Source organism: Streptomyces sp. NPDC053755 (assembly GCF_040677675.1).
Lineage (GTDB): Bacteria > Actinomycetota > Actinomycetes > Streptomycetales > Streptomycetaceae > Streptomyces.
Window position 1 is genome coordinate 1 of sequence record NZ_JBFASK010000058.1, and the last position, 24,926, is coordinate 24,926.

The 24,926-nt window shown below is 71.1% G+C and carries 15 protein-coding genes; 10 read left to right on the top strand and 5 right to left on the bottom strand.

The window, feature by feature from the left end; genetic code table 11:
* Nucleotides 1-43: 43 nt before the first annotated feature.
* Nucleotides 44-670 carry an RNA 2',3'-cyclic phosphodiesterase gene (gene thpR / locus AB0K65_RS31010; RefSeq protein WP_365722393.1) on the bottom strand — a complete coding sequence of 209 codons (627 nt, stop codon included), beginning with the start codon at nucleotides 668-670 and terminating at the stop codon, nucleotides 44-46.
* Nucleotides 671-881: 211 nt separating this feature from the next.
* Here thpR and AB0K65_RS31015 point away from each other — a divergent pair, with 211 nt between their 5' ends.
* The 7 genes from AB0K65_RS31015 (at nucleotide 882) to AB0K65_RS31045 (ending at nucleotide 16,160) form a co-directional block, all read left to right on the top strand.
* Complete coding sequence (locus AB0K65_RS31015) at nucleotides 882-1,892, top strand: LacI family DNA-binding transcriptional regulator (RefSeq protein WP_365722395.1); 1,011 nt, start codon at nucleotides 882-884, stop codon at nucleotides 1,890-1,892.
* 805 nt (nucleotides 1,893-2,697) lie between these two features.
* The gene (locus AB0K65_RS31020) at nucleotides 2,698-6,093 is read left to right on the top strand and encodes a CARDB domain-containing protein (protein ID WP_365722397.1); all 3,396 of its coding nucleotides are present in this window, start codon (nucleotides 2,698-2,700) and stop codon (nucleotides 6,091-6,093) included.
* Nucleotides 6,094-6,293: 200 nt separating this feature from the next.
* The gene (locus AB0K65_RS31025; protein ID WP_365722399.1) at nucleotides 6,294-10,577 is read left to right on the top strand and encodes a discoidin domain-containing protein; all 4,284 of its coding nucleotides are present in this window, start codon (nucleotides 6,294-6,296) and stop codon (nucleotides 10,575-10,577) included.
* A gap of 335 nt (nucleotides 10,578-10,912) precedes the next feature.
* Nucleotides 10,913-12,328, top strand: a complete 1,416-nt coding sequence (locus AB0K65_RS31030) for an extracellular solute-binding protein (RefSeq protein WP_365722401.1) — start codon at nucleotides 10,913-10,915, stop codon at nucleotides 12,326-12,328.
* Nucleotides 12,329-12,520: 192 nt separating this feature from the next.
* Nucleotides 12,521-13,480, top strand: a complete 960-nt coding sequence (locus tag AB0K65_RS31035; protein ID WP_365722403.1) for a sugar ABC transporter permease — start codon at nucleotides 12,521-12,523, stop codon at nucleotides 13,478-13,480.
* Nucleotides 13,481-13,495: 15 nt separating this feature from the next.
* Nucleotides 13,496-14,371 (top strand): carbohydrate ABC transporter permease, encoded by an 876-nt coding sequence (locus AB0K65_RS31040; protein WP_365722405.1) that lies wholly within the window; start codon nucleotides 13,496-13,498, stop codon nucleotides 14,369-14,371.
* Nucleotides 14,372-14,555: 184 nt separating this feature from the next.
* Nucleotides 14,556-16,160, top strand: coding sequence for a glycoside hydrolase family 13 protein (locus tag AB0K65_RS31045; protein ID WP_365722407.1), 1,605 nt, complete (start codon nucleotides 14,556-14,558; stop codon nucleotides 16,158-16,160).
* Between the two features lie 64 nt (nucleotides 16,161-16,224).
* Here AB0K65_RS31045 and AB0K65_RS31050 read toward each other — a convergent pair whose 3' ends face one another.
* From AB0K65_RS31050 to AB0K65_RS31065, 4 genes are all read right to left on the bottom strand, one after another.
* Nucleotides 16,225-17,109: a geranyl diphosphate 2-C-methyltransferase gene (locus AB0K65_RS31050; RefSeq protein ID WP_365722409.1), complete on the bottom strand. Its 885-nt coding sequence runs from the start codon at nucleotides 17,107-17,109 to the stop codon at nucleotides 16,225-16,227.
* A 14-nt stretch (nucleotides 17,110-17,123) separates the two neighbouring features.
* A complete protein-coding gene (locus AB0K65_RS31055; protein ID WP_365722411.1) occupies nucleotides 17,124-18,380 on the bottom strand; it encodes a family 2 encapsulin nanocompartment cargo protein terpene cyclase in 1,257 nt (418 codons plus the stop codon).
* 32 nt (nucleotides 18,381-18,412) lie between these two features.
* Nucleotides 18,413-19,825: a family 2B encapsulin nanocompartment shell protein gene (locus AB0K65_RS31060; RefSeq protein WP_365722413.1), complete on the bottom strand. Its 1,413-nt coding sequence runs from the start codon at nucleotides 19,823-19,825 to the stop codon at nucleotides 18,413-18,415.
* Between the two features lie 296 nt (nucleotides 19,826-20,121).
* A complete protein-coding gene (locus AB0K65_RS31065; RefSeq protein ID WP_365722415.1) occupies nucleotides 20,122-20,580 on the bottom strand; it encodes an RICIN domain-containing protein in 459 nt (152 codons plus the stop codon).
* Nucleotides 20,581-21,168: 588 nt separating this feature from the next.
* On the opposite strand from AB0K65_RS31065, the gene AB0K65_RS31070 reads away from it, so the two are divergent.
* From AB0K65_RS31070 to AB0K65_RS31080, 3 genes are all read left to right on the top strand, one after another.
* On the top strand, nucleotides 21,169-22,347 hold the full coding sequence (locus tag AB0K65_RS31070) for a hypothetical protein (protein ID WP_365722421.1): 1,179 nt from the start codon (nucleotides 21,169-21,171) through the stop codon (nucleotides 22,345-22,347).
* A 195-nt stretch (nucleotides 22,348-22,542) separates the two neighbouring features.
* Entirely contained in the window at nucleotides 22,543-23,340 is a 798-nt protein-coding gene (locus tag AB0K65_RS31075) for a serine/threonine protein kinase (RefSeq protein WP_365722417.1), read from the top strand.
* A complete protein-coding gene (locus tag AB0K65_RS31080; RefSeq protein ID WP_365722419.1) occupies nucleotides 23,337-24,839 on the top strand; it encodes a serine/threonine-protein kinase in 1,503 nt (500 codons plus the stop codon). The genes AB0K65_RS31075 and AB0K65_RS31080 overlap by 4 nt, the downstream gene beginning before the upstream one ends.
* Nucleotides 24,840-24,926: the final 87 nt, after the last annotated feature.

Below are 24,926 nucleotides of genomic sequence, written 5' to 3' on the forward strand. Positions count from 1 at the left end.
CCCGTGGATCACCACGGGGGCCCCTGCCATGCGCCGCGCCCGATCAGCTCGCGGAGTGGCACGGCCTTCCGCCGTCCTCGGCCGCGGTGGTGTCTTCGCCGAAGTTCCACGCCTCGATGTCGCGGTAGCGGATCGGCCCCGGGCCCCGACCGAAGTTGCTGCCGACCAGGTGCAGACGTCCCGCGAGCCAGGGTCGGCCCGCGAAGGCGGTGAGCGCGGTGGCCACCTCGCCGACGCTGGTCGCGTCGTCGCGGCGGGACCGGGCCAGCGTCAGATGGGGACGCAGGGGCCGGTCCTCGAAGGGGACGCCACAGTCCTTGACCGCGGAGCGGACCTCGGTGGCGAGCAGGTGCAGCCCGTCCAGGTCCCCGTCGACACCGCTCCACAGCACCCGCTCGTCGAAGCACCCGGAGCCCCGCAGGGCCAGCCGCAGCGGCCGCCGCTCGGCCGCGATCCGCGCCAGTGGGGCACGCAGGAGCCCGACGGTGTCGATGGGCACCTCGCCGAGGAACGCCAGGGTGATGTGCCAGTCCTCGATGCGGTTCCACCGCATGCCCGGGTACGCGTCGTAGGCAGGCCGCAGCTCCCGCGCCAGTTCGTCCTTCGCCTCGTCGGGCGGGGCGAGCGCTATGAAGAGGCGGACGGTCGAGGCAGGGGTCGGTTCGTTCACAGAGCCTTCGTACACCACCGCCCCGCCGGTCCGGCAAGGAGCCCGGGCGCCACTCGGTTCGGAGGTGGTCCACCGGGGCGCCCGCGCACGTCAGGCGTCCGACCCCCGTCGGGGACAGGGGCGGCCCCGGCGAGGCGTCGACCGTGACCGGAACTTTCCGATGCCCCACGGGCCGCAAAAATTTTGCGGTGCTTGCGCTAGGCTTGCGTGTATGACGCGACGACTTGCTCAGGTGGCCAAGAAGGTGGGGGTCAGCGAGGCCACGGTCAGCCGGGTGCTCAACGGCAAGCCCGGTGTCTCGGACGCCACTCGGCAGTCCGTGCTGACCGCCCTGGACGTGCTGGGATACGAGCGGCCCACCCAACTGCGGGGAGAGCGGGCGCGTCTGGTCGGGCTCGTGCTGCCGGAGCTGCAGAACCCGATCTTTCCCGCGTTCGCGGAGGTGATCGGCGGCGCGCTGGCCCAGCAGGGGCTGACGCCGGTGCTCTGCACCCAGACCAAGGGCGGGGTCTCCGAGGCGGACTACGTCGAGCTGCTGCTCCAGCAGCAGGTCTCCGGGGTGGTGTTCGCCGGTGGCCTGTTCGCCCAGGCCGACGCCCCGCACGACCACTACCGGCAGCTCGCCGAGCGGAACATCCCGGTGGTGCTCATCAACGCACCCATCGAAGGGCTCGACTTCCCCTGCGTCTCCTGCGACGACGCCGTGGCCATCGAGCAGGCGTGGCGTCACCTGGCCTCGCTCGGACACGAGCGGATCGGCCTGGTCCTCGGCCCCGCCGACCACGTGCCGTCCCGCCGGAAGCTGGAGGCCGCCCGCGCGGCGTCGAAGGCCGCCGGACGGACACTGTCGGACGAGTTCGTCGAGCGGTCGATGTTCTCGCTGGAGGGTGGCCAGGCCGCTGCCGCGCGCCTGTGGGAGCGCGGTGTGACCGGGATCGTGTGCGCCAGCGATCCGCTCGCCCTGGGCGCCATCCGCGCCGCGCGCCGGCGAGGCCTCGGTGTCCCCTCGGACGTCTCGGTCGTCGGCTTCGACGACTCCGCCTTCATGAACTGCACCGAGCCGCCGCTCTCGACCGTCCGGCAGCCCATCGAGGCGATGGGGCGGGCCGCGGTGGAGCTGCTCTGCGCCCAGATCCAGGGGTCCCAGACCCACTCGGGAGAGCTTCTCTTCGAGCCGGAGCTCGTCGTCCGCGGCTCCACGGCCCAGCCGCCCGTAGCTTAGGCCGGGTCCGGAAAGTCCCTCCTGGGCCGCGACGGCCCGCCCGCACGATCGCCGCGTCGTCGGTCGCCATGGCTCCCTCCTCCGCCGTGCTCGCACGCACCACCGGGCGCCGCGGCCCCCGCCCTTCTGGCCTACGCCGATACTTTCCGGATCCACTCTGGGGGCGATCCTGCCGGGGAGTCCCCGCTGCGTGAAGGCCGCGGCCCTCACGCGGCGGGCTCCCCTCGGCCCCGCGCGGCCCGCCTTCTCCCCTCCCGCCCGGCCCGGCCCGCCGGGCCTTCTCCGTATACGGCCCCCAGCGAGCCCGGTTCGCACGCGTCCGCCCCTCCGCGTCCGGTGCCGACGAGACCCGTGGCCGGGAATCACCGTGATCACGCCGTGACCCCGCCGCTGCCCGCCCCGCACCTACCGGCCGGTAGGCCGTTCCCGCCGGTCCGTCGGCCTTCCCGGCCGACACCCCGGCGGTGACCAGCCCTGACGCGCCCCGCCGCGTGCCTCCGCGCGGCCTCCCGCGCATCCCGCTCAACTCCACCCTTGGTCACGCCCGTTGACAAAGTGGTGACCGGGTAGAAACCTGTCACCCTGGCAGCGCAAAACATTGACCGAATAACTCAAAAGTCCTGGATAGTCGCTGTCATTTCCTCGCCATCGCCATGTCAGGTACCTGGCGAGAGCTCCTGTCATCGTCCACTCGGCGCACCGGCACGTGTGCCCCGTCGCCCTGCCCTCCGCCGACCGGAACGCCGGCGGAGGACCGGGTGACGAGCCGCGGCCGCCTGCCCGGATCACGGAACAAGAGGCCATCATGAGAGGCACACACCACGGCCGGCGGCTGCTCGCCGGCGCGGTGACAGCCGGCTTGCTCGGGGTCGGGCTGTTGCCCGTCACCGCCCACGCGGCTCCCCAGGCCGCATTCGCGGCCGAAGGGCCCAATCTGGCCCTCGGCAAGTCCGCGACGGCCGGCGGCGCCCACGGCGCCTACCCGGCCGGCAACGTCACCGACGGCAGTCAGCAGACGTACTGGGAGGGCCCGACCGGCTCCTTCCCGCAATGGGTCCAGGTCGACCTCGGCGGCAGCGTCCGCGCCGACCGGGTGGCGCTGAAACTGCCCACGGGGTGGGAGGCGCGGGGCCAGACCCTCGCTGTGCAGGGCAGCACCGACGGCAGTGCCTTCAGCACCCTGTCCGCGGCCGGCGCCCGCACGTTCGACCCGGCCGGCGCGAACACCGTCTCCCTCGGCTTCACCGCGGCCACGGTCCGTTTCGTCCGCGTGCAGGTCAGTGCCAACACCGGCTGGAACGCGGCGCAGCTGTCCGAACTCGAGGTGTACGGAGAGGACGACGGGGGCCCGGTCGATCCCCCGGTGAACGGCTCGAACCTCGCGCGCAACAAGCCGATCGAGGCCACGTCCACGACCCAGACCTACGCCGCGACCAACGCCAACGACGACAGCGTCACCAGCTACTGGGAGTCGGCGGGATTCCCGTCGAGCCTGACGGTGAAGCTCGGCGCCAACGCCGATGTCGAGGCCGTGGTGGTCAAGCTCAACCCCGACCCGGTGTGGGGCGCTCGGACCCAGTCCCTCCAGGTCCTCGGACGGGAGCAGTCGGCCTCGGGATTCACCTCCCTCAAGGCCCGCGCCGACTACGCGTTCAGCCCGTCGTCCGGGCAGAACACCGTCACCATCCCCGTGGCGGGCCGGTACGCCGACGTCCGGCTCACGTTCTTCTCCAACACCGGCGCCCCCGGTGCCCAGGTGGCGGAGTTCCAGGTCGTGGGAGCGGCGGCGCCCAACCCCGACCTCACCGTCACCGGCCTCGCCTGGGCTCCGGCCGCGCCGTCCGAGACGGACAGCGTCACGGTCAACGCCACCGTGCGCAACGCCGGGACGGCTTCCGCGGCCGCCACCACGGTCAACGTGAGCCTGGAAGGCGCGGTCGCGGGCTCGGCCTCCGTGCCCGCTCTCGCCGCCGGCGCCTCGGCGACCGTCCCGGTCGCCGTGGGCAAGCGACCGATGGGTTCGTACACCGTCTCGGCGGTGGTCGACCCGACCGACACGGTCGCGGAGCAGGACGACACCAACAACAGCCGCACGGCGTCCACGAAGCTGGTCGTCGGCCAGAGCCCCGGCCCGGACCTGCGGGTCACCGGGATCACCACCAACCCCGCCGCCCCGGCCGTCGGCGCTCCGGTCGGCTTCTCCGTGACGGTGCAGAACCGCGGCACCGCCGGTGTCGCGGCCGGCACGGTCACCCGACTGGTGGCGGGCGCCACCACGCTGAACGGCACCGCCGGCGCGATCGCCGCCGGAGCCAGCGTCACCGTCCCGATCAGCGGCACCTGGACCGCCACCAACGGCGGCGTCACGCTGACCGCCACGGCCGACGCCACGGGCACGGTCGCCGAGACGGACGAGAACAACAACACCTTCTCCCGCTCCGTCGTCGTCGGGCGCGGTGCGGCGGTGCCGTACACCGAGTACGAGGCGGAGGACGCCCGCTACCAGGGCACCCTCCTCACCAGCGACCAGAAGCGGACCTTCGGCCACACCAACTTCGCCACCGAGTCCTCCGGCCGCCAGTCGGTGCGCCTGACCTCCACGGGGCAGTTCGTGGAGTTCACCTCCGCCAACGCGGCGAACTCGATCGTCGTGCGCAACTCGATCCCGGACTCCGCCTCCGGCGGCGGCGCCGAGGCGACGATCAGCCTCTATGTGAACGGCTCCTTCAACCGGAAGCTGACCCTGTCCTCGAAGCACAGCTGGCTGTACGGGACGACGGACGACCCCGAGGGCCTCACGAACACACCGGGGGGCGACGCGCGCCGGCTCTTCGACGAGTCCCACGCGCTGCTGGCGCAGAGCTACCCGGCCGGAACCACCTTCCGGCTGCAGCGCGACGCGGGTGACACGGCCTCCTTCTACATCATCGACCTGATCGACCTGGAGCAGGTGGCTCCGCCCGCCTCCCAGCCGGCCGGCTGCGTGTCGATCACGACCTACGGCGCGGTGCCCAACGACGGTATCGACGACACCGACGCGATCCAGCGCGCGGTGACGGCGGACCAGAAGGGTGAGATCCCCTGCGTGTGGATCCCGGCGGGCCAGTGGCGCCAGGAGCAGAAGATCCTCACCGACGACCCGCTGAACCGGGGGATGTACAACACGGTCGGCATCCGCGACGTGACGATCCGCGGCGCCGGCATGTGGCACTCGCAGCTCCACACCCTCACCCCGCCGCACGAGGCGGGCGGCATCAACCACCCGCACGAGGGCAACTTCGGCTTCGACATCGACCACAACACCCAGATCTCCGACATCGCGATCTTCGGATCCGGCACCATCCGCGGCAACAACGGCAACCTGGAGGGCGGCGTCGGCCTCAACGGCCGGTTCGGCAAGAACACCAAGATCAGCAACGTCTGGATCGAGCACGCCAACGTCGGTGTGTGGGCCGGCCGCGACTACACCAACATCCCCGAGCTGTGGGGTCCGGGCGACGGCGTCGAGTTCTCGGGCATGAGGATCCGCAACACCTACGCCGACGGCATCAACTTCGCCAACGGCACCCGCAACTCCACCGTCTACAACTCGTCCTTCCGCAACAACGGTGACGACGCGCTCGCCGTCTGGGCGAGCAAGTACGTCAAGGACACCTCGGTGGACATCGGCTCCAACAACCACTTCCGCAACAACACGATCCAGCTGCCGTGGCGCGCCAACGGCATCGCGATCTACGGCGGTTTCGGCAACACCATCGAGAACAACATCATCTCCGACACCATGAACTACCCGGGGATCATGCTGGCCACCGACCACGACCCGCTGCCCTTCTCGGGCGAGACTCTCATCGCCAACAACGCCCTCCACCGCACCGGGGGCGCGTTCTGGAACGAGGACCAGGAGTTCGGGGCCATCACCCTGTTCGCGCAGGGCCAGCCCATCCCCGGCGTCACCATCCGGGACACCGACATCCACGACTCGACGTACGACGGCATCCAGTTCAAGACGGGTGGCGGCGAGGTGCCGAACGTGAAGATCACCAACGTCCGGATCGACAAGTCGAACAACGGGTCCGGCATCCTCGCGATGAGCGGCGCCCGGGGCAGCGCCACCCTGACCGACGTCACCGTCACCAACTCCGCCGAGGGCGACGTTCTCGTCGAGCCGGGTTCGCAGTTCGTCGTCAACCGCGCCGGCTGACCGGTCCGCCCGTGCGGTGAGGCACCGGCGAAGCGCGCTTCGGTCCCGGCCACGGCGGTGGCCGGGACCGAGGCGGCCCGTCCCCGGTCGCCCACCGCCCTCCCCACGCACCACCCCGCATTCCCCTTGCCCACCCGACCCACGTATCCGACCGAGCCGTGCCGCGCTCCCGAGGGGCGCGCGGCCGAGAACGAGGACCGATGAGAATCCGGAACTGGAGATCGCGGAGCCTGAGCGCCGCGATCGCGACGAGCCTCCTGGCGCTGGGCGGTCCCCTGATGACCGCCCAGGCCGCCGGGGGACCCAACATCGCGCTGGGAGACGCGGCCGCGGCGAGCAGCGCCCACGCCGAGTACGGCGCGACCCACATCACCGACGGCAACCAGGGTTCGTACTGGCAGAGCGCCGGGACGGCCCTGCCGCAGTGGGTGCAGGCCGACCTGGGCACCACCACCCGCGTGGACGAGGTCGTGCTCAAGCTGCCGGCGGGCTGGGAGAGCCGTAGCCAGACCCTCTCCGTCCAGGGCAGCGAGGACGGGACCAGCTTCGCCACCCTGAAGGGTTCCGCCTCCTACACCTTCACCCCCGGCGCGGCCAACACCGTGACGGTCGGCTTCCCGGCGACCCGCGCGCGGTTCGTACGGATCGACATCACCGCCAACACCGGATGGCAGGCGGCCCAGCTGTCGGAACTCGAGGTCCACGCGACCGACGGGACCTCCGCCAACCTCGCCGCGGGCCGGACCCTGACCGCGAGCAGCCACACCGAGGTCTACACCGCGCCGCAGGCCAACGACGGCAACCGCGCCACCTACTGGGAGAGCGCCAACAACGCCCTTCCGCAGTGGCTGCGCGTCGACCTCGGCTCGTCCGTTCGGGTCGACCGGGTCGTCCTGCGGCTCCCCGACACCTGGGAACCCCGCAGCCAGACCCTGAAGATCCAGGCCGGCACGAACGGCACCGACTTCACCGATCTGACCGCCGCGCGGGCGTACACCTTCGACGCGGCGAGCGGCCGCTCGGCGACGATCACGTTCGACGCCACGACCACCCGCCACGTCCGCGTCCTGGTCACCGCCAACAGCGTGCAGCCCGCCGCCCAGATATCCGAGTTCGAGGTCTACGGGCCCACGACCGGGGACGCGCAGGCGCCGACGGCCCCCGCCGGCCTCGCGTTCACCGAGCCGGCCGCCGGCCAGGTCAGGCTGGTGTGGAACGCCTCCAGCGACAACATCGGCGTCACCGGCTACGACGTCTACGCCAACGGCGCCCTGCTCACGAGCGTCGCGGGGAACGTCACCACCTACACCGACACCCGGCCCGCGAACCAGACGGTCACCTACCACGTCCGCGCCAAGGACGCCGCCGGCAACCAGTCGGCCGACAGCAACACCGTCACACGGCGGGCGGACACGGGCGACACCCAGGCGCCCACGGCGCCCGCCGACCTCGCCGCCACGGAGCCGGCCGCCGGCCAGGTCAGGCTGGTGTGGAACGCCTCCAGCGACAACATCGGCGTCACCGGCTACGACGTCTACGCCAACGGCGCCCTCCGGGGCAGCGTCGCCGGCAACGTCACCACCTACACCGACACCCAGCCGGCCACCGCCACGGTCACCTACCACGTCCGCGCCAAGGACGCGGCGGGCAACCAGTCCGCCTCCAGCAACTCCGTGACCCGCAACGGCAGCGGCGGCGGCTCCAACCTCGCGGTCGGCAAGCCGGTCAGCGCCTCCTCCGTGATCCACACCTTCGTCGCGGAGAACGCCAACGACAACAACACCGCCACCTACTGGGAGGGCGCCGCGGGCAGCTACCCCCAGACCCTCACCGTCAAGCTCGGCGCCAACGCCGACGTCAGCGGTCTCGTGCTGAAGCTCAACCCGGACTCCGCCTGGGCGGCACGCAGCCAGACGATCGAGGTCCTCGGCCGCGAACAGGGCGCGTCCGGATTCAGCGGCCTCGTCGCCGCCAGGAGCTACGCCTTCGATCCCGCGAGCGGGAACAGCGTCACCGTGCCCGTCACGGCCCGGGTCGCCGACGTGCAGCTCAGGTTCACCGCCAACTCCGGATCCTCGGCCGGACAGCTCGCCGAGTTCCAGGTGATCGGCGTACCCGCGCCCAACCCGGACCTGCAGGTCACCGGCCTGAGCACGTCGCCCGCGGCCCCGGTCGAGTCGGACGCGATCACCGTGCACGCCACCGTGCGCAACAGCGGTCCCGCCGCCGCCCCGGCGAGCGCGGTCGCCCTGCGGCTGGGCGGCACCAAAGTGGCGACCGCGCAGGTCGGCGCTCTGGCGGCCGGCGCGCAGACCACCGTCAGCGCCTCCATCGGGGCCCGCGTCGCGGGTACGTACCAGCTGAGCGCGGTCGCCGACGAGGCGAACGCGGTCGTGGAGCAGAACGAGTCCGACAACACCTTCACGAGCCCGACATCGCTCGTGGTCAAGCCGGTCTCCAGCTCCGACCTGGTCGCCGCGTCCGTGACGACCTCGCCCTCCAGCCCCGCCGCGGGGGACACCGTGTCCTTCAAGGTGGTGCTCAGGAACCAGGGGACGGTGGCGACCGCCGGGGGCGGCCACGGGGTGACGCTGTCCCTCGTCGACTCCAAGGGCGCCACGGTCAAGACCCTGACCGGTGCCCACGACGGCGTCCTCGCACCCGGTGCGTCGGTGGACGTCCCCCTCGGCCCGTGGACCGCGGCCAACGGCTCGTACACCGTCAAGGTCGTCCTCGCCGACGACGCCAACGAGCTTCCGGTGAAGCGTGCCAACAACACCTCCACCCAGCCCCTCTTCGTGGGACGCGGCGCCAACATGCCGTACGACATGTACGAGGCGGAGGACGGCACGGCGGGCGGCGGCGCCCAGGTCGTCGGCCCCAACCGGACGGTCGGCGACATCGCCGGCGAGGCCTCGGGCCGGAAGGCCGTGAACCTGGACGCGACGGGAGAGTACGTCGAGTTCACCACCCGCGCCTCCACCAACACCCTGGTGACCCGGTTCTCGATTCCGGACGCGCCGGGCGGTGGCGGCATCGACTCCACGATCCACGTCTACGTCAACGGCGTCCTGAAGAAGGCCCTCCCGCTGACGTCGAAGTACGCCTGGCTGTACGGCGCCGAGACCGCGCCCGGCAACTCGCCCGGGTCGGGCGCCCCGCGCCACATCTACGACGAGGCGCGCCTCCTGCTCGGCGAGACGGTGCCCGCCGGCAGCCGGATCCGGCTCCAGAAGGACGCCGCGAACACCTCCACCTACGCGATCGACTTCGTCAACCTGGAGCAGGTCGCCCCGACCGCCAACCCCGACCCGGCGGCCTACACCGTGCCGGCCGGATTCACGCACCAGAACGTGCAGGACGCGCTCGACAGGGTTCGCATGGACACCACCGGCAAGCTGGTCGGTGTCTACCTCCCGGCGGGCGACTACCAGACATCGAGCAAGTTCCAGGTCTACGGCAAGGCCGTGAAGGTGGTCGGCGCGGGCCCCTGGTACACCACGTTCCACGCCCCCTCCACGCAGGACAACACCGACGTCGGGTTCCGGGCGGAGGCCACGGCCAAGGGCTCGTCGTTCTCCGGCTTCGCCTACTTCGGCAACTACACCTCGCGGATCGACGGCCCGGGCAAGGTCTTCGACTTCGCGAACGTCTCCGACATCGTGATCGACAACATCTGGAACGAGCACATGGTGTGCCTGTACTGGGGCGCCAACACCGACCGGGTGACGATCAAGAACTCCCGGATCCGCAACATGTTCGCCGACGGCATCAACATGACCAACGGGTCGACGGACAACCTGGTGACCAACAACGACGCGCGGGCCACCGGTGACGACAGCTTCGCGCTCTTCTCCGCGATCGACGCGGGCGGCGCGGACATGAAGAACAACGTCTACGAGAACCTGACCAGCACCCTGACCTGGCGGGCGGCCGGTGTGGCCGTGTACGGCGGCTACGCCAACACCTTCCGCAACATCCACATCGCGGACACTCTGGTCTACTCGGGTATCACCATCTCCTCGCTGGACTTCGGGTACCCGATGAACGGCTTCGGCACCGATCCCACGACCTTCGAGAACATCTCGATCGTGCGGGCCGGCGGCCACTTCTGGGGCTCCCAGACCTTCCCCGGTATCTGGGTGTTCTCCGCGTCCAAGGTCTTCCAGGGCATCCGGGTCAACCACGTCGACATCGTCGACCCCACCTACAGCGGAGTGATGTTCCAGACGAACTACGTCGGCGGGCAGCCGCAGTTCCCCATCAAGGACACGATCTTCAGCGACATCTCCATCACCGGCGCCCGCAAGAGCGGGGACGCCTACGACGCCAAGTCCGGCTTCGGTCTCTGGGCCAACGAGATGCCCGAGTCCGGACAGGGGCCCGCGGTCGGCGAGGTGACCTTCAACGGCCTGGAACTGAACGACAACGCCGTGGACATCCGCAACACCACCTCCACCTTCAAGATCAACATCAACCCCTGACCCTTCCCAGAAGGCGCCCCGCGTGAAGCCGGGGGTCGGCGCGTGCCACGCAAGCCGTTTGCGTGGCACGCGTCGGCCCCTTGCGGTCGTTGCGCTCGCACATGCCCCCACGGGCCCGGAAGGGCTCCCTGGCGCTCTCCAGGGCCCGTCGAAGGCGCGCCCGCAAGGGGCGACGCTCCACCCCTCACCTCGCTTGCCTGCGCTCTCCTGTCAAACAATTACGAAATCAGCGCGAGATCTTGCGTTCACTTGTCGACGGTGGTTGAGTGTGCCGCGCCCCACAACGCACCGGCGGTGGGGTGAACTCCACGTCCTTGGCCCGAAGGGGACCACCCATGAGAAGTGCTCGGTTCCGCCGCACCCGCCGCGCCAGCGCGGTCACCCTCGTCTCCGCCCTCACGCTCACCGCGCTCGCCGCCTGCGGAACGAGCAGCAGCAACAACGGCGGCGGTGGTTCCGAGGACGCCGGGCCGTCCGACCCCACCGCCCCGCTCGACCCCAAGACGAAGGTGACGCTCACCATCGACTGCATGCCGCCCGCGGCGAAGGCGGCCGAGCTCAAGGAGTGGAAGGAGGACGTCGCCACCTTCAACAAGACGTACCCCAACGTCACCATCGAGGGCCGCTCCACCCCCGGCCAGTGTCTGGAGCCGCCGCGCTTCACCGCGATGCTCAAGGCCAAGTCCCAGCCGGACGTCTTCTACACCTACTTCACCGACCTGCCGCAGGTCCTCGACAACGACGGCGCCGCCGACATCACCGCTTACGTCAACGAGAAGACGGTGCCGCTGCTCGGTGACATCGACCCCGACGTCCTCGCCTCGCTCAAGCAGGACGGCAAGCTCTACGGCCTGCCCACCAGCAACTACCGCATGGGCCTTCTCATCAACCGCAAGCTCTTCCAGCAGGCGGGCCTCGACCCGGACGCCCCGCCGCGCACCTGGGCGGAGGTCCGCACGGCGGCCAAGAAGATCGCGGGCCTGGGCCAGGGCATCGCCGGCTTCGGCGAGTACAGCGCGGGCAACACCGGCGGCTGGCACTTCACCGCCCAGATGTACAGCGTCGGCGGCGAGGTCGTCGACGCGAGCGGCAGGAAGGCCGCCTTCAACGACGACCTCGGCAAGCAGGTCGCCAGGAACCTCCACGCCATGCGCTGGGAGGACGACAGCATGGGCAAGACCCAGCTGCTCAAGTGGGGCGACCTGCAGAAGCAGATCGCCACCGACAAGCTCGGCATGTTCCTCGCCGCACCCGACGACATCGCCTACATGGTCCAGCAGCTCGGCGCGAAGTACGAGAACTTCGGCATGGGCCCGATACCCGGCGAGCGTGCCACCCTGGCCGGCGGCAACAACTACATGATCAAGAAGGGGATCTCCGGCGACAAGATCAAGGCCGCGATCGCCTGGCTGAACTTCAAGAACCTCACTGTCGGCAAGGGCCAGTTCGACTGGGAGCGCACCAAGAAGGACGGCCTGCCCGTCGGGGTCCCGCAGCCCAACTTCTGGCTGAACGACTCCAAGGCCAAGGACGACGCCGCACGCGTCACGCACGCCACCATGCCGGTCGCCAACTTCAAGGCCTACATGGACAACCCGGTCGGCGGGAAGGCGGAGCCGCCGAAGGCCCAGGAGGTGTACAAGGTCCTGGACAACGTGATGTCCGGCATCCTCACCAACAAGGACGCCGACATCGACAAGCTCCTCGCCACGGCCGAGGCCCAGGTCAACCAGGTCCTGGCCCACCCGTAACGGGTCCGCGCGGGGGCGGTGACCGAGCACCGCCCGAGCATCCGCCCCCCGCCGCGAGCGCCGGACCCCGTGACCCGCGCCGCGCGACGACCGCGTCACGCGTCGCGTGCCACGCCCCGGCGGCGCCCGCCCCGACCGCCCGTGGCACCGCCCGCGGAACCGCAACCGGCAGACCAGTACCAAGGAGCGACGATGTCGGCCCCCAGCCTGACCCCGAGCAAGGCGGACGCCCCCCGCCCCTCCCCGCCGCGCGCGGCCGGCCCCCGGCCGGCCGGCGGCCACTTCGCCAAGAGCCTCCGGCGCAACCTCACCGCCCACGGCTTCCTCATCGGCGCGGTCCTCTGCTTCGCGCTGTTCTCCTGGTTCCCGATGGTCAGGGAGTTCATCCTGGCCTTCCAGAAGACCGAGGGCGGACAGACCACCTGGGCAGGCTTCGACAACCTCGCCACCGTCGTCAACGACCCGGCCTTCTGGCAGGCCTGGCGCAACACCCTCCTCTTCACCCTCCTGGCCCTGGTCTTCGGCTTCGCGGTGCCCTTCGTGGTGGCACTCGTCATCAACGAGTTCCACCACGGCCAGGGGTACCTCCGCCTGCTCGTCTACCTCCCGGTGATGCTGCCGCCGGTCGCCTCGGTCCTGCTCTTCAAGTACGTCTACGACCCGGGCTACGGCCTGCTCAACGAACTCTTCCGCTTCCTGCACCTGCCCGAGCAGCAGTGGCTCCAGGACCCCGACATCTCCATGCTCGCGGTCGTCATCGCGTCGACCTGGATGAACATGGGCGGCGCCGCCCTCATCTACCTCGCGGCCCTGCAGGGCATTCCCGGCGAACTGTACGAGGCGGCGGAGCTGGACGGAGCCGGTCTGCTGCGCAAGATCTGGCACGTCACCATCCCGCAGACGCGGCTGATCCTGTCACTGATGCTCCTGATGCAGATCATCGCGACGATGCAGGTCTTCGTCGAACCCTTCCTGCTCACCGGCGGCGCCGGCCCGGAGGGCTCGACGACGACGGTCGTCTACCTCATCTACCAGTACGCCTTCAACTTCAACGACTACGGCGCCGCGGCCGCGCTCGGCCTGCTCCTGCTCGTACTCCTGGCCGGATTCTCGGCGGCGTACGTGAAGCTCAGCCGCGCCGAGGACGAGTAGGCAGGGGAGACCAGCATGTCCACACGTACTCTCATCTCACCGGCCCAGCTCGCCAAACCCCGTGGCAAGGCCCTCTACTGGGTGACCTTCGCCCTGGTCGTCGGCGGCTTCACCCTGCTCTTCCTCGGCCCGCTCTACTGGATGGTGTCCAGCGGGTTCAAGGACGCCCAGGAGGTGATCCAGACCCCGCCGACCCTGATCCCCGGCTCCTTCGAGCCCGGGAACTACACCCGGGCCTGGGAGGTCATGGACCTCGCGAGCCTGCTCTTCAACACCCTGTACTACGCCTTCGGAGCCCTCGCCTTCCAGCTCGTCCTCGACGTCGCGGCGGCCTACTCGCTGTCGAAGCTCCGGCCGGTCCTCGGCAAGGCCATCCTCGGCATGATGCTGGCGACGCTGATGATCCCGGCGACGGTCCTGGTGGTACCGCAGTACCTCACGGTGCTCGACGTGCCGATCGTGGAGCGCAACCTGCTCAACACGCCCTGGGCGATCTGGCTGCCCTCGGTCACCAACGCCTTCAACATCTTCCTGCTGAAGCGCTTCTTCGACTCGATCCCGAAGGAGCTCCTGGACGCCGCCTCGATGGACGGCGCCTCCCCGATGCGGGTGCTGTGGTCCATCGTGCTGCCCATCTCACGGCCGATCCTGGGCGTGGTGTCGATCTTCGCGATCGTCGGAGTCTGGAAGGACTTCCTCTGGCCGATGCTCACCCTGCCCGACCCCGCCAAGCAGACGCTCAACGTCGGCATCTACTCCCTCTCCAACGGCGTACCCGTGAACGTGCTGATCGCGGCGCTCACGATCGCCTCGCTGCCGACGCTGCTCATCTTCCTGGTCTTCCAGCGCAACATCATGAGCGGCCTGACCGCCGGCGGGCTCAAGGGCTGACCCCGCGGGCCCCGGCCCCACGGCCTCCCGCCCGGGCCGCGCACCGGCCCGCCGGCCGGGCCACCCCCGGCGAGTGCGCCCGCGCCCCTCCTCACCCTCCCCAGCCTTCGCCGCCGGACCGTCCGACGACGCCCCGCCGACCGGTCCGGCGGCGAAGCCCCACCCTGCCCGAAAGGACCCTCACGTGGCAGCCCCTCACTCGCCCCGCACCGACGACTGGTGGCGCGACGCCGTCATCTACCAGGTGTACCCACGCAGCTTCGCCGACGGCGACGGCGACGGCACCGGGGACCTCGCGGGCGTCCGGACGCGACTGCCCTACCTCGCCGAACTCGGCGTCGACGCCCTCTGGTTCACCCCCTGGTACCTCTCGCCCCTGGTCGACGGCGGCTACGACGTCGCCGACTACCGCACCATCGACCCCGCCTTCGGCACCCTCGGCGAGGCGGAGAAACTGATCGCCGAGGCACACGACCTCGGCATCCGGACCATCATCGACATCGTCCCCAATCATGTCTCCGACCAGCACTCCTGGTTCCGGGCGGCTCTCGAGGCCGGTCCGGGCAGCCCCGAACGCGAGCGGTTCCACTTCCGCCCCGGACGCGGCGAGCACGGCGAACTCCCGCCCAACGACTGGCCCTCCCAGTTCTCCGGCCGGACCTGGACCCGCGTCCCGGACGGCGAGTGGTACCTCCACCTCTTCACCCCCGAACAGCCCGACCTCAACTGGGCCCACCCCGCGGTCCGCCACGAGCACGAGGACGTCCTGCGCTTCTGGTTCGAGCGGGGGGTCGCGGGTGTCCGCATCGACTCCGCGGCCCTGCTCGCCAAGGACCCCGCGCTCGCCGACTTCGAGGAGGGCGTCGACCCCCACCCGTACATCGACCGCGACGAGCTCCACGACATCTACCGGTCCTGGCGTGCCATCGCCGACGAGTACGGAGCCGTCTTCGTCGGCGAGGTGTGGCTCCCCGACTCCGAGCGCTTCGCCCGCTACCTCCGGCCCGACGAGCTGCACACCGCCTTCAACTTCACCTTCCTCGCCTGCCCCTGGGACCCCGGCCGGCTGCGCCAGGCCATCGACGACACGCTGGCCGAACACGCTCCGGTCGGCGCGCCGGCGACCTGGGTGCTGTGCAACCACGACGTGACCCGGACCGTGACCCGCTACGGGCGCGAGGACACCGCGTTCGACTTCGCCACGAAGCGGTTCGGCACGCCGACCGACCTGGAGCTCGGCACGCGGCGCGCCCGCGCCGCCGCCCTGCTGACCCTCGCACTGCCGGGGTCGGTCTACCTCTACCAGGGCGAGGAGCTGGGACTGCCCGAGGCCGACATCCCGCTCGACCGCATCCAGGACCCCATGTTCTTCCGTTCCGGGGGCACCGACCCGGGACGCGACGGCTGCCGCGTCCCGCTGCCGTGGAGTGCGGACGCGCCGTACGCCGGCTTCGGCTCACGGGCCGAACCCTGGCTCCCGCAGCCCGTGGACTGGCCGGCCCGCGCGGCCGACCGGCAGCGGCTCGATCCCGCCTCGATGCTCACCCTCTACCGCGAGGCCCTCCGGCTGCGCCGTACCACTGCGGGCTTCGGCGACGGGCCGCTGCGCTGGCTCCCCTCCGCCGACGGAGTGCTGGCCTTCGCCCGCTCCGAGCACCTGATGTGCGTGGTCAATCTCTCGCCCGCCCCGGTGGGCCTCCCCGCCCACACGGGCGTCCTGCTGAGCAGCGGCCCTCTGGACGCGGACGGGGCGCTCCCGTCGGACACCGCCGTCTGGCTGCGGACCTGACGACGGTGTCCGGGGTGGGGCGGCGGTGTGCACCGCCGCCCCACCCCGGACCGTGCCCGGCCTGTCAGACGCGGTCGGCCGCGATCAGGACGTACTGGAACGAGCCGTCCTTGTAGGAGTTGATGAACGCCTCCTCGATACCGGTGACCAGCGACGACGTGGCCCGCAGCTCCCAGTAGGGGAGGGTGTCGGGCGTCAGGTCGATGACCGCCTGCGGGACGAGGCGGTTGTCGGCCATGGCACGCAGGTACTCGCGGCGGGAGTGGATGTTGCACTCGAAGTGCGCGTTGATCTGCGAGACCCACTTCGAGGGCTGGCCGTACCGCGGGTTCCAGCAGCCGGTGATGGTGACATAGCGTCCGCCGACCTTGAGGAGGCGGGAGTGCTCCGCGAAGAGGTCGTGCAGGTCGACGTACATGCTCGACTCGTTGTTCCAGGAGGCCGCGGCCCGCCCCGTCTCGAAGGGGGTGTCGAGCATGTTGCAGACCCGGGCGTGGACGTGGTCCTCGATGCCGAGTTCACGGGCGCGCTGGTTGGCGAAGTCGGCCTGGGTGGTCGACAGGGTGACGCCTTCGACGTCGCAGCCGAACCGCTGGTGGGCCATGACCATCGATCCGCCCCGGCCGCAGCCGGCGTCCACGAGCGTGTCGTCACCGCCGATGACGCCGAGGTGGTCCAGGAGGACGTCGGTCTGCGCCGACTCCAGGCGGTGGAGCTCGGCGATCAGCCTCTTCTCGTACGCGCTGTCGTCGGCGTTCCCGAGCGCGGCGTGGTCGACGTCGCCGATGCCGTAGTGGTGGTGGTAGAGCCCGTCGACATCGCCGAGCCGCAGGTTCACGGGCCTCGCCTCCTGGTTCCAGTACCGGGCGATGTCACCCTGGTAGGGGGAGGCCGGCGCCGGGACGAAGGCGGAGGTGCCATGGGGGGTGCTGAACTGGGTGCTGGTCACAGGTAAGTCCTTCTCTACCAGAAATCGGGCAGGCTGTATCGATAGGTGTTGGTCTGGTGCCAGTAGTGGTTGCCGTCGACCCACACCGCCACGCCGCGCAGGAAGCGCAGCAGACTCGGGACGGGACAGGCGGCGGCCAGGGCGGCGGCTTCGGTCTCGAAGCCGTGCATGAGGTCGTTGTGGACCTCGACCGCCTTCAGATAGGCGTCGCGCTCGGAGCGGTTCTCGCGTTCGGCGATCACCACCGGTAGGTTCAGGTGCGTCCCGGGACTTGCCAGTTCCTTGGTGTACGAGTACAGGTCGTTGACGATCGTGGTCGCGTTTCCGGCGAGCGCGATGATCCGCTGCAGGGCCGGCTGGGCGTGCAGGTCGGCCGGGAGTTCGTAGCCCCCGACGGTGTCGGTGATGGTGGGGCAGGGGCGGAAGTTGTTGAACTGGCGCATCGCCAGGTACTCCCACACCTCCGGGACGTGGTCCGTCTCGGCCCACGCGGCCTCGGCGAGGTAGCCCATGTGCAGACGGGCCATGTCGTGCCGGAACCGGTCCGCCTGCGAGGCCGTGGCCTGCCGGAGGAAGTACTCCATGGCCGAGCGGTAGGCGCGGCGGGGGGCGTCCGCCTGGAGCGACTCCTTCCACGCCGGCTCGTACTCCTCGGTCGTGTGCAGGGGGTCGAGGGCCGTGTGCGCGAGGAGGAGGCGGCTGCCGAGGCCGACGGGCGATCCGCCGTGGTCCTCGCAGTAGCAGTCGTCGACCGCGTTCTCGGCGACCATCAGCCGGGTGGCGATCATCAGGTGGTCCACGGTGGGAGCGTCCGGATGGCACGCGACCATGTAGCGGCCGACGGAGAAGCCGTCGAACTGGTCCTCCCACTCCGGGGGAAACGCCTGGACCTCGTCCACCGCCCACGCCTTGATCCGGTGGCTGACCTCCTCCACCCGTGCGGGGTCCGGCTCCGCGACCGGGTGGTGGTAAAGCCCGGGGATGGGTCTGCCCTCCGCCGACGGCGGGGGCGCTGCCGGTTCCGCGGGAGCCGGGGGCGCCTCGCGCGGCGTCAGGCGCAGGCCGGCCGTGCCCAGACCGCTCGGGCCGCGCAGGAGCCGTTCCAGAGCGGGCGTCCCCGGCCCGGCCTTCGAGGGCCCGTCGCTCACGGGCGGGGCCGCCGGGGCGGGGCCGGGGACGCCGGCCGGGGCGAGGCCGAGGACGTGGGTCCCGAAGTGCGCCGCCGCGGCGGGCACACTCGACTGCAGAGGGGAAGGCCCGGGATCGGGCATCCGTGACTCCTTGGTGGCGTGGGTCAGGGGGATCAGTCGCGCCTGCGGGCGATCTGCACGTTCTCCAGCACGCCGAGTGCGTTGGGCACGAGGATGGCGGCGGAGTAGTAGGTGGTGACCAGGTACGAGATGATCGCCTGTTCGTTGATGCCCATGAAGCGCACGGACAGGCCCGGCTCGATCTCGTCCGGCAGGCCGGTCTGGCGCAGACCGATGACGCCCTGGTTGTCCTCGCCGGTGCGCATGGCCAGGATGGAGCTGGTGCTGTCCTTGCTGATGGGAATCTTGTTGCAGGGCAGGATCGGGACGCCGCGCCACGCCGGGACCTGCTGCCCGCCCAGGTCGACGTGGTCGGGGTAGAGCCCGCGGGCGTTGAACTCGCGCCCGATCGCCGCGATGGTCCGGGGGTGGGCGAGGAGGAGCCTGGTGCCGCGCCGGCGGCAGAGCAGCTCGTCGAGGTCGTCCGGAGTGGGCGGGCCGGAGTGGGGCTGGATCCGCTGCTTGAAGTCGGCGTTGTGGAGCAGACCGAACTCCCGGTTGTTGATCAGCTCGTGCTCCTGCCGCTCGCGCAGCGCCTCGATCGTGAGCCTGAGCTGTTCCTCGGTCTGGTTCATCGGCCCGTTGTAGAGGTCGGCGACCCTGCTGTGGACGCGCAGGATCGTCTGCGCGACCGAGAGTTCGTACTCGCGCGGTCGGAGTTCGTAGTCGACGAAGGCGCCGGGCAGCGCGACTTCGCCCGTGTGACCGGCCGACATCGCGATCTCGGCTTCACCGTGCCGATTCTGGCGCTGATCGGGAAGCGAACTGAAGTGCCGGATGTGCTCCTGGAGGCTCGGCGCCGCGGCCATCACGGCGGCGAAGTCGGCCCGGGACAGGGTGAGCAGGGTGCCGGCGGTCTCGGCGGTGGCGGTGTAGTCCCACCGGGCATCGGCGTCCAGGAGGGCGTTCTCACCGAACTGGTCGCCGTCCGCGAGCACGGAGACGGTGACCTGGTCGCCGTACTTGCCGACGGACGTCTGATTGACCCGTCCATGGGCGATCAGATGGATCTGCTCGGAGGGCGTACCGCGCTCCACCAGCACCTCGCCGGCCCGGAAGTCCCGTTGCACGCACCGGCCGGCGAGCCCGTCCAGCACCTCCTCGTCGTCGAACCCGCGCAGAAGGGCCAGTTCACCCAGCTCGCGAGGGATCACCCGGACGTCGCCACCGGTCTGGACGAACTCGATGCGTCCGTCTCCGACGGTGTAACTCAGCCTCCGGTTCACCCGGTAGGCGCCGCCCTTCGTCTCCACCCAGGGGAGCATGCGCAGCAGCCACCGGGAGGTGATCTCCTGCATCTGCGGGGCGGACTTGGCCGTCGTGGCGAGCTGGCGCGCAGCCGCCGTACTCAGACTGGACTGACGGGGCGCGTCCCGTTGTTCTTCCGGGCTGGTCTCAACGGCCATCGGGCGGGCTCTCCTTCGCAGGGGGGGGGATCGGCGCATGTGTGCGCCAACCGGTGAAAGAGGAGGAATGCGGATCAACATCCGGGAATCCGTCCAGATCCCTGGGAACAGTAACGGCCGGCGCGCACGCCTCGCCCGGAAGGCCGTGGGCATTCCCCAGAAGCGGTGATCTTGCTCAGGCCGGTGTTTAACCGCGGACCGGCGACTTCCGGACACCCTCGCGCCCTCCTTGGCGCGGACACCCACGCAGAACGGCCCCCTCCGCGGTGCGGAGGGGGCCGTCGTGGCGTTTGGGGTCAGAACCAGCTCTGGGCCGGAGACGCGTTGCAGTCCCAGGTGCGGAAGCCGCCCGCGACGGTGTCGTCCATGCAGCGGTTGGTGCCCTGGTTCTTGAGCTCGAGCGTGCCGTCGTTCCACCGCTTGACGAACCAGCTCTGGAACACGCCGTCGTTGCAGTCCAGGACGCGGAAGCCCACGTTGCTGTCGTCGATGCACTTGCCGGTCAGCACGTTCTGGAACCGCCGGGTGCCGTCACCCCACGACTTCACGTACCACTTCTGCGCATTGGTGTTGTTGCACGGGAAGGCGCGCAGGCCCCCCTCGTTGGTGTGGTCGATACAGCGACCGGTCTCCTGGTTCTGGAAGGTGTTGACGGGGTCGGCCGTGGTCGCCGCCGAAGCGGTCGACGTACCGGGCAACAGGGCGAGTACGGCGACGGAAGCCCCGATTCCTGCTGCGCGCTTCAGAACAGACACGTGAAATCTCCCTCGTGGTGGTCCATGCCGATGGCAACGGAACAGAGTCTGCTGAGGGCGGGAGCCCGGGAACACCGGTAACGCTGCATATAGACGCGGAGAGGAATCGATGCGACAGTGGACGATTTTCTCTCGCCGCCGTCGCCCCCGCCGCTGCCCCTGGCGCCGCCGCCTTCGTCGTCGCCCGCACGGAGCGGCGGCGGGCGCGTCCCTAACACGCGCGCCCCGCACGGTCGCCCCGTCAACTTCCGGGTACCGGGGCCGCCGGGAGATCCGTAGCGTCCCCCTGCGTCGAGGATCGCCGGACGGACGAGGCGGGCCGCGGTCCGAGCCGGGGCGCGCACACGGGCGCCGTTCCGGTCGTGCACCGCGAACGCCGACGGCCGCACCGGCGGGACGAGGCACGAGGCACATCGGCATCTGCAGCGAGTCCGCCGCGGTCGACGCCGCGGCGGCCCGACCCCGAGGGGGACCCCGACCGTGAACAGCCCGACCACCCCACGCGGCGGAATGCCCGCCGACAGCCCACCGAGCGGGAGGACGGCGCGACTGCGGCGACTCGGTGTCGCCGGCGCGGCCGTCCTCGCCATGGCCGCGACGGCCCTCGGCCTGACCGGCGCGCCGCCCGCCGTCGCGGCGCCGGCCCGCTCCGCCGGTGTCGAAGTGCCGGCCGGCGTCACCGCGGGCGTGGCGGTCTTCGACCGCACGACCGGCACCTTCACCGAGCGGCTCAACGAGAACGCGCAGTTCCGGTCGGCATCGGTGGTCAAGCTGCTGATCGCCCTGGACTTCCTGCGCACCCGCGACCCCCGCCAGCTGCCCGCCCCCGACCGGACCCGGCTCGACTCGATGCTGCGCAGCAGCGACGACACGGCCGCCGGCTTCTACTGGACCCTCGGCGGGAGGACGGCGATCATCCAGCGGACGGCGCCGGAGATCGGCCTGACCGGCACCTCCAACCCACCCTCGGGGATGGAGGACTACTGGGGTTACGTGGCGACCACGGCCGCCGACACGGTGCGAATCTACCGCCACCTCCTGGAGACGGCGCCCGCGCCGGTCCGCGACTACGTGATGGGCAACCTGCGGCAGTCCACCCGCTGCGGCACCGACGGCTTCGACCAGCACTTCGGGATCGCGGGATCCTTCGTCCGGCCGTGGGCGCTCAAGCAGGGCTGGTCCGGCTTCGGAGCCTCCGGCGGATGCACCCCCAAGCCACCGACCACCGTCCCCGGCTACGCCGCGGCGTCACAGGAGGTGCGGGCGACGCCGGGGGCCGACGGGCGAACCGCACGAGGGACCGCCTCGCAGCGCACCCCGCGCGCCGGCGCCGCGGTGGACCTGACCCGCGAGGCACTGCACACCACCGGCACCGTGGGCGCGGGCGACCGCACCATCGTGGCCGTCTTCACCCTGCACCCCGACGGCACCCCGTACGGCACCGCGTACACCGCCGTCAACCGGCTCACCCGCTCCCTCGACGTGCCCGGCGCCACCCGCCCCGCGGGGACCTGGTTCGGCACCTGGGGAGCGGGCGTGAACGTGCGCCCGCAGCCGACCACCGTCAACTCCCCGCCGCTCACCACCCTCCCGGCCGGCGTGGAGGTCCTGGTCGGCTGCCAGAAGCAGGGCCAGGAGGTCACCATCCCGCCGTACACCAACACCTGGTGGGCGTACCTGCCCCAGTACGGCGGCTACATCACCAACATCTACGTCAGCTCGCCCGGCAGCCAACTCCCGGGCGTGCAGACCTGCGCCGCCTCCTGAGCCGATCCGGAGGACTGCCCCGGGGCCCCGCGTCGGACGGACCGACGCGGGGCCTCAGCCGCGTTCGTGACCCCGCTCTTCCTCACCTGCCAACGTTGTCGGGCGAAGACACGCAACCCCCCGCGCACCCCTTCCCGACCGCGTTACGATGCCCGGCGGCTGATGACCGGCCGACACGGGGAAGGAAGATCGTCGATGAGCGGCATTCTGATCCACCTGCCGTCCGAGGAACGCACGGAACCCACGACCACCTTGAGACTGGGGCCCGGAGAGGCCGCGCGCTTCGGCCGGGGAACGGCCGCCCACCCGGTCCAACTACGGCTGCCGGACCCGGCCGTCTCCCGGCTCGCCGGCGAGATCCGGGTGACCGAGGACCACTGGCAGCTCACCAACTACTCCACCACCCAGAGCTATCTCGTGGAGAACCCGGAAGGGGCGGGCGAGTACCTCCGGGTCCCGCCACGCCGGTCGGGTGCGCCGATCCCCTTCGAGTTCGCCCGGGTCGTGCTGCCCACCCGGGGCTCCACCGTGAGCTTCCAGGTGTTCGCCCCCGACCACGTCTACCTCGACGCGGCCGACCCCGCCGGAGCCTGGGGCACGGGCACCCTCACCGCCTACTCCCTGGACGAGACGGCCACGTACTTCCTCGTCCTGGTCGCCCTCTGCGAACCCCGGCTGCGCGACGAGTCGGCCGTCCAGGTGCCCACCACGCCCCAGGTCGTCGACCGCATCAGGAACCACCCGGCACTGGCCAGGCTGACCCCGCGGGCGGTCAGCGCCCACATCCAGTACCTGGCGGAGGAGAAGCTGCGGGTGCACGGGCCGCAGGACGCCGGCCCGGGGCGCGGGGTCCGGCGCACCGGCACACGCGAGGCCGTCGTGGGCGTCGCCCTCCGCTTCGGCCTGGTCCGCGAGGAACACCTGAGACTGCTGCCGCCCCGCTCACCGGGCGCCCCGCTCCCGGAGCCGGCGCGGACCGGAAGTGGCGGGTGAGCACGACGGTGGAGGCGTACGACGGGACCGGCGAGACGGTCGGGCGGGTACCGCGCGGCTACCGCGTCGGCCGCTGGGAGGTCGTCCAGCCGATCGCCGACGGCGGCTGGGGACACGTCTACGAGGGCCGTGACACCGCACCGGGTACGCCCCTTGCACAGCCGGAAGGGACCGAAGGCGCGGCCGAGGAGGACGAGGCGGGCCAGGCGGGGGAGCGGGCCGGGGAGACCGTGGAGGCGGGGCGTCGCGTCGCGCTGAAGTTCCTGCCGACCTCCGGGCTCGCACCCCGGCAGGCGGAACGGCTGGCGGAGACGGCCCGGCGGGAGATCGCCTTCGGCCGCCGCGCGCAGCACCCCCGGCTGATGAGGCTGCTGGACTCCGCGGTGCTCGACGAAGCGGAGCTGCCCGGTCTCGACGGCGCCGTGGTGCTGGTCATGGAGCGGGCCGAGAGCAGTCTGCAGGACCTGCTGGACGCCGCGGACGGCGAGCCCCTGCCCGAGGCGGAACGGCTCCTGTCGGAGATCTGCGAGGGGCTGGCCCACCTGCACGGGCTCGGCTGGGTGCACGGGGATCTCAAACCGGACAACGTGCTGGTCATGCCGGACGGTTCGGTACGGCTCTCCGACTTCGGCCTCACCGTGGAGCTGGAGGGGACACGCGGCACCCACGGGTACATTCCGCCGCTCGGCTCGCCCGACTACCTTCCGCCCGAGCGCTGGAGGGCACCGCTGGGCGAACGCGGCGTGCTCGTGCGGCCCAGCGCCGACGTGTGGGCCTTCGGGGTGATGATCCATCAGGTCTTCACCGGGGGAGCCTCGCCCTTCCCGGGAGCGACCCCGAACTCCCGGGGCGCGGCGGTCCAGGAGTACGCCGAGGGCAGGGCGCCGCTGCGGCTGCACGTCGCGGTGCCGGAGTTCTGGCGTGCCATGGCGTCCGACTGCCTCCTGCCGGGGCACGCCGAGCGTGCGGCGCATACCGCGCAGAGCCTGCTGGAACGCATCCGGGCCGCCGGACGCGGCGGCGCCCGGACCGGCACCGGGCACCGGGGCGGGAAGCGGGGGGTCGCACTGGCCGTCGGCGCGGTGGTCGCCCTGGGCGGGGCGGCCGGCGGCGCCTGGTGGCAGTGGGGTGGCACCGACAAGGACCCCCGGCGGACGGCGTCGCAGGTGCGGCTGACGGTGTTCAACGCGGACGCCAAGTGCCGCGACCGCACGGACCGGGATCCGCTGTGCAGTCTCGGCCTGGCCATCGACCCGACCGCGCCGTACGTCATGGACAACGTCGTGCGGACCCGCGTGTGGCACGGTGACGCGCTGACCGCCGAGTGCGTCCAGGCGCGGGGCATCCCGGTCACCGACGAGGTGGGAACCAAGTCGTCCCGGTGGTACCGGGTGCGGCTGCCCGCGGCGGAGAAGGACCCGAAGGCCGTGCCCGCCACCGCCTGGCTGCCGGAGGTGCGGACCAAGAGCCGCCCGCCCGTTCCGGCCTGCGCGGACTGATCCGCCGCGGGGACCGTCGGGTCCGCCCGCGCGGACCGGCCGTCGGGGTCCGTACCGGCCGGCGCGCGGTCACGGTCATCCGTGACC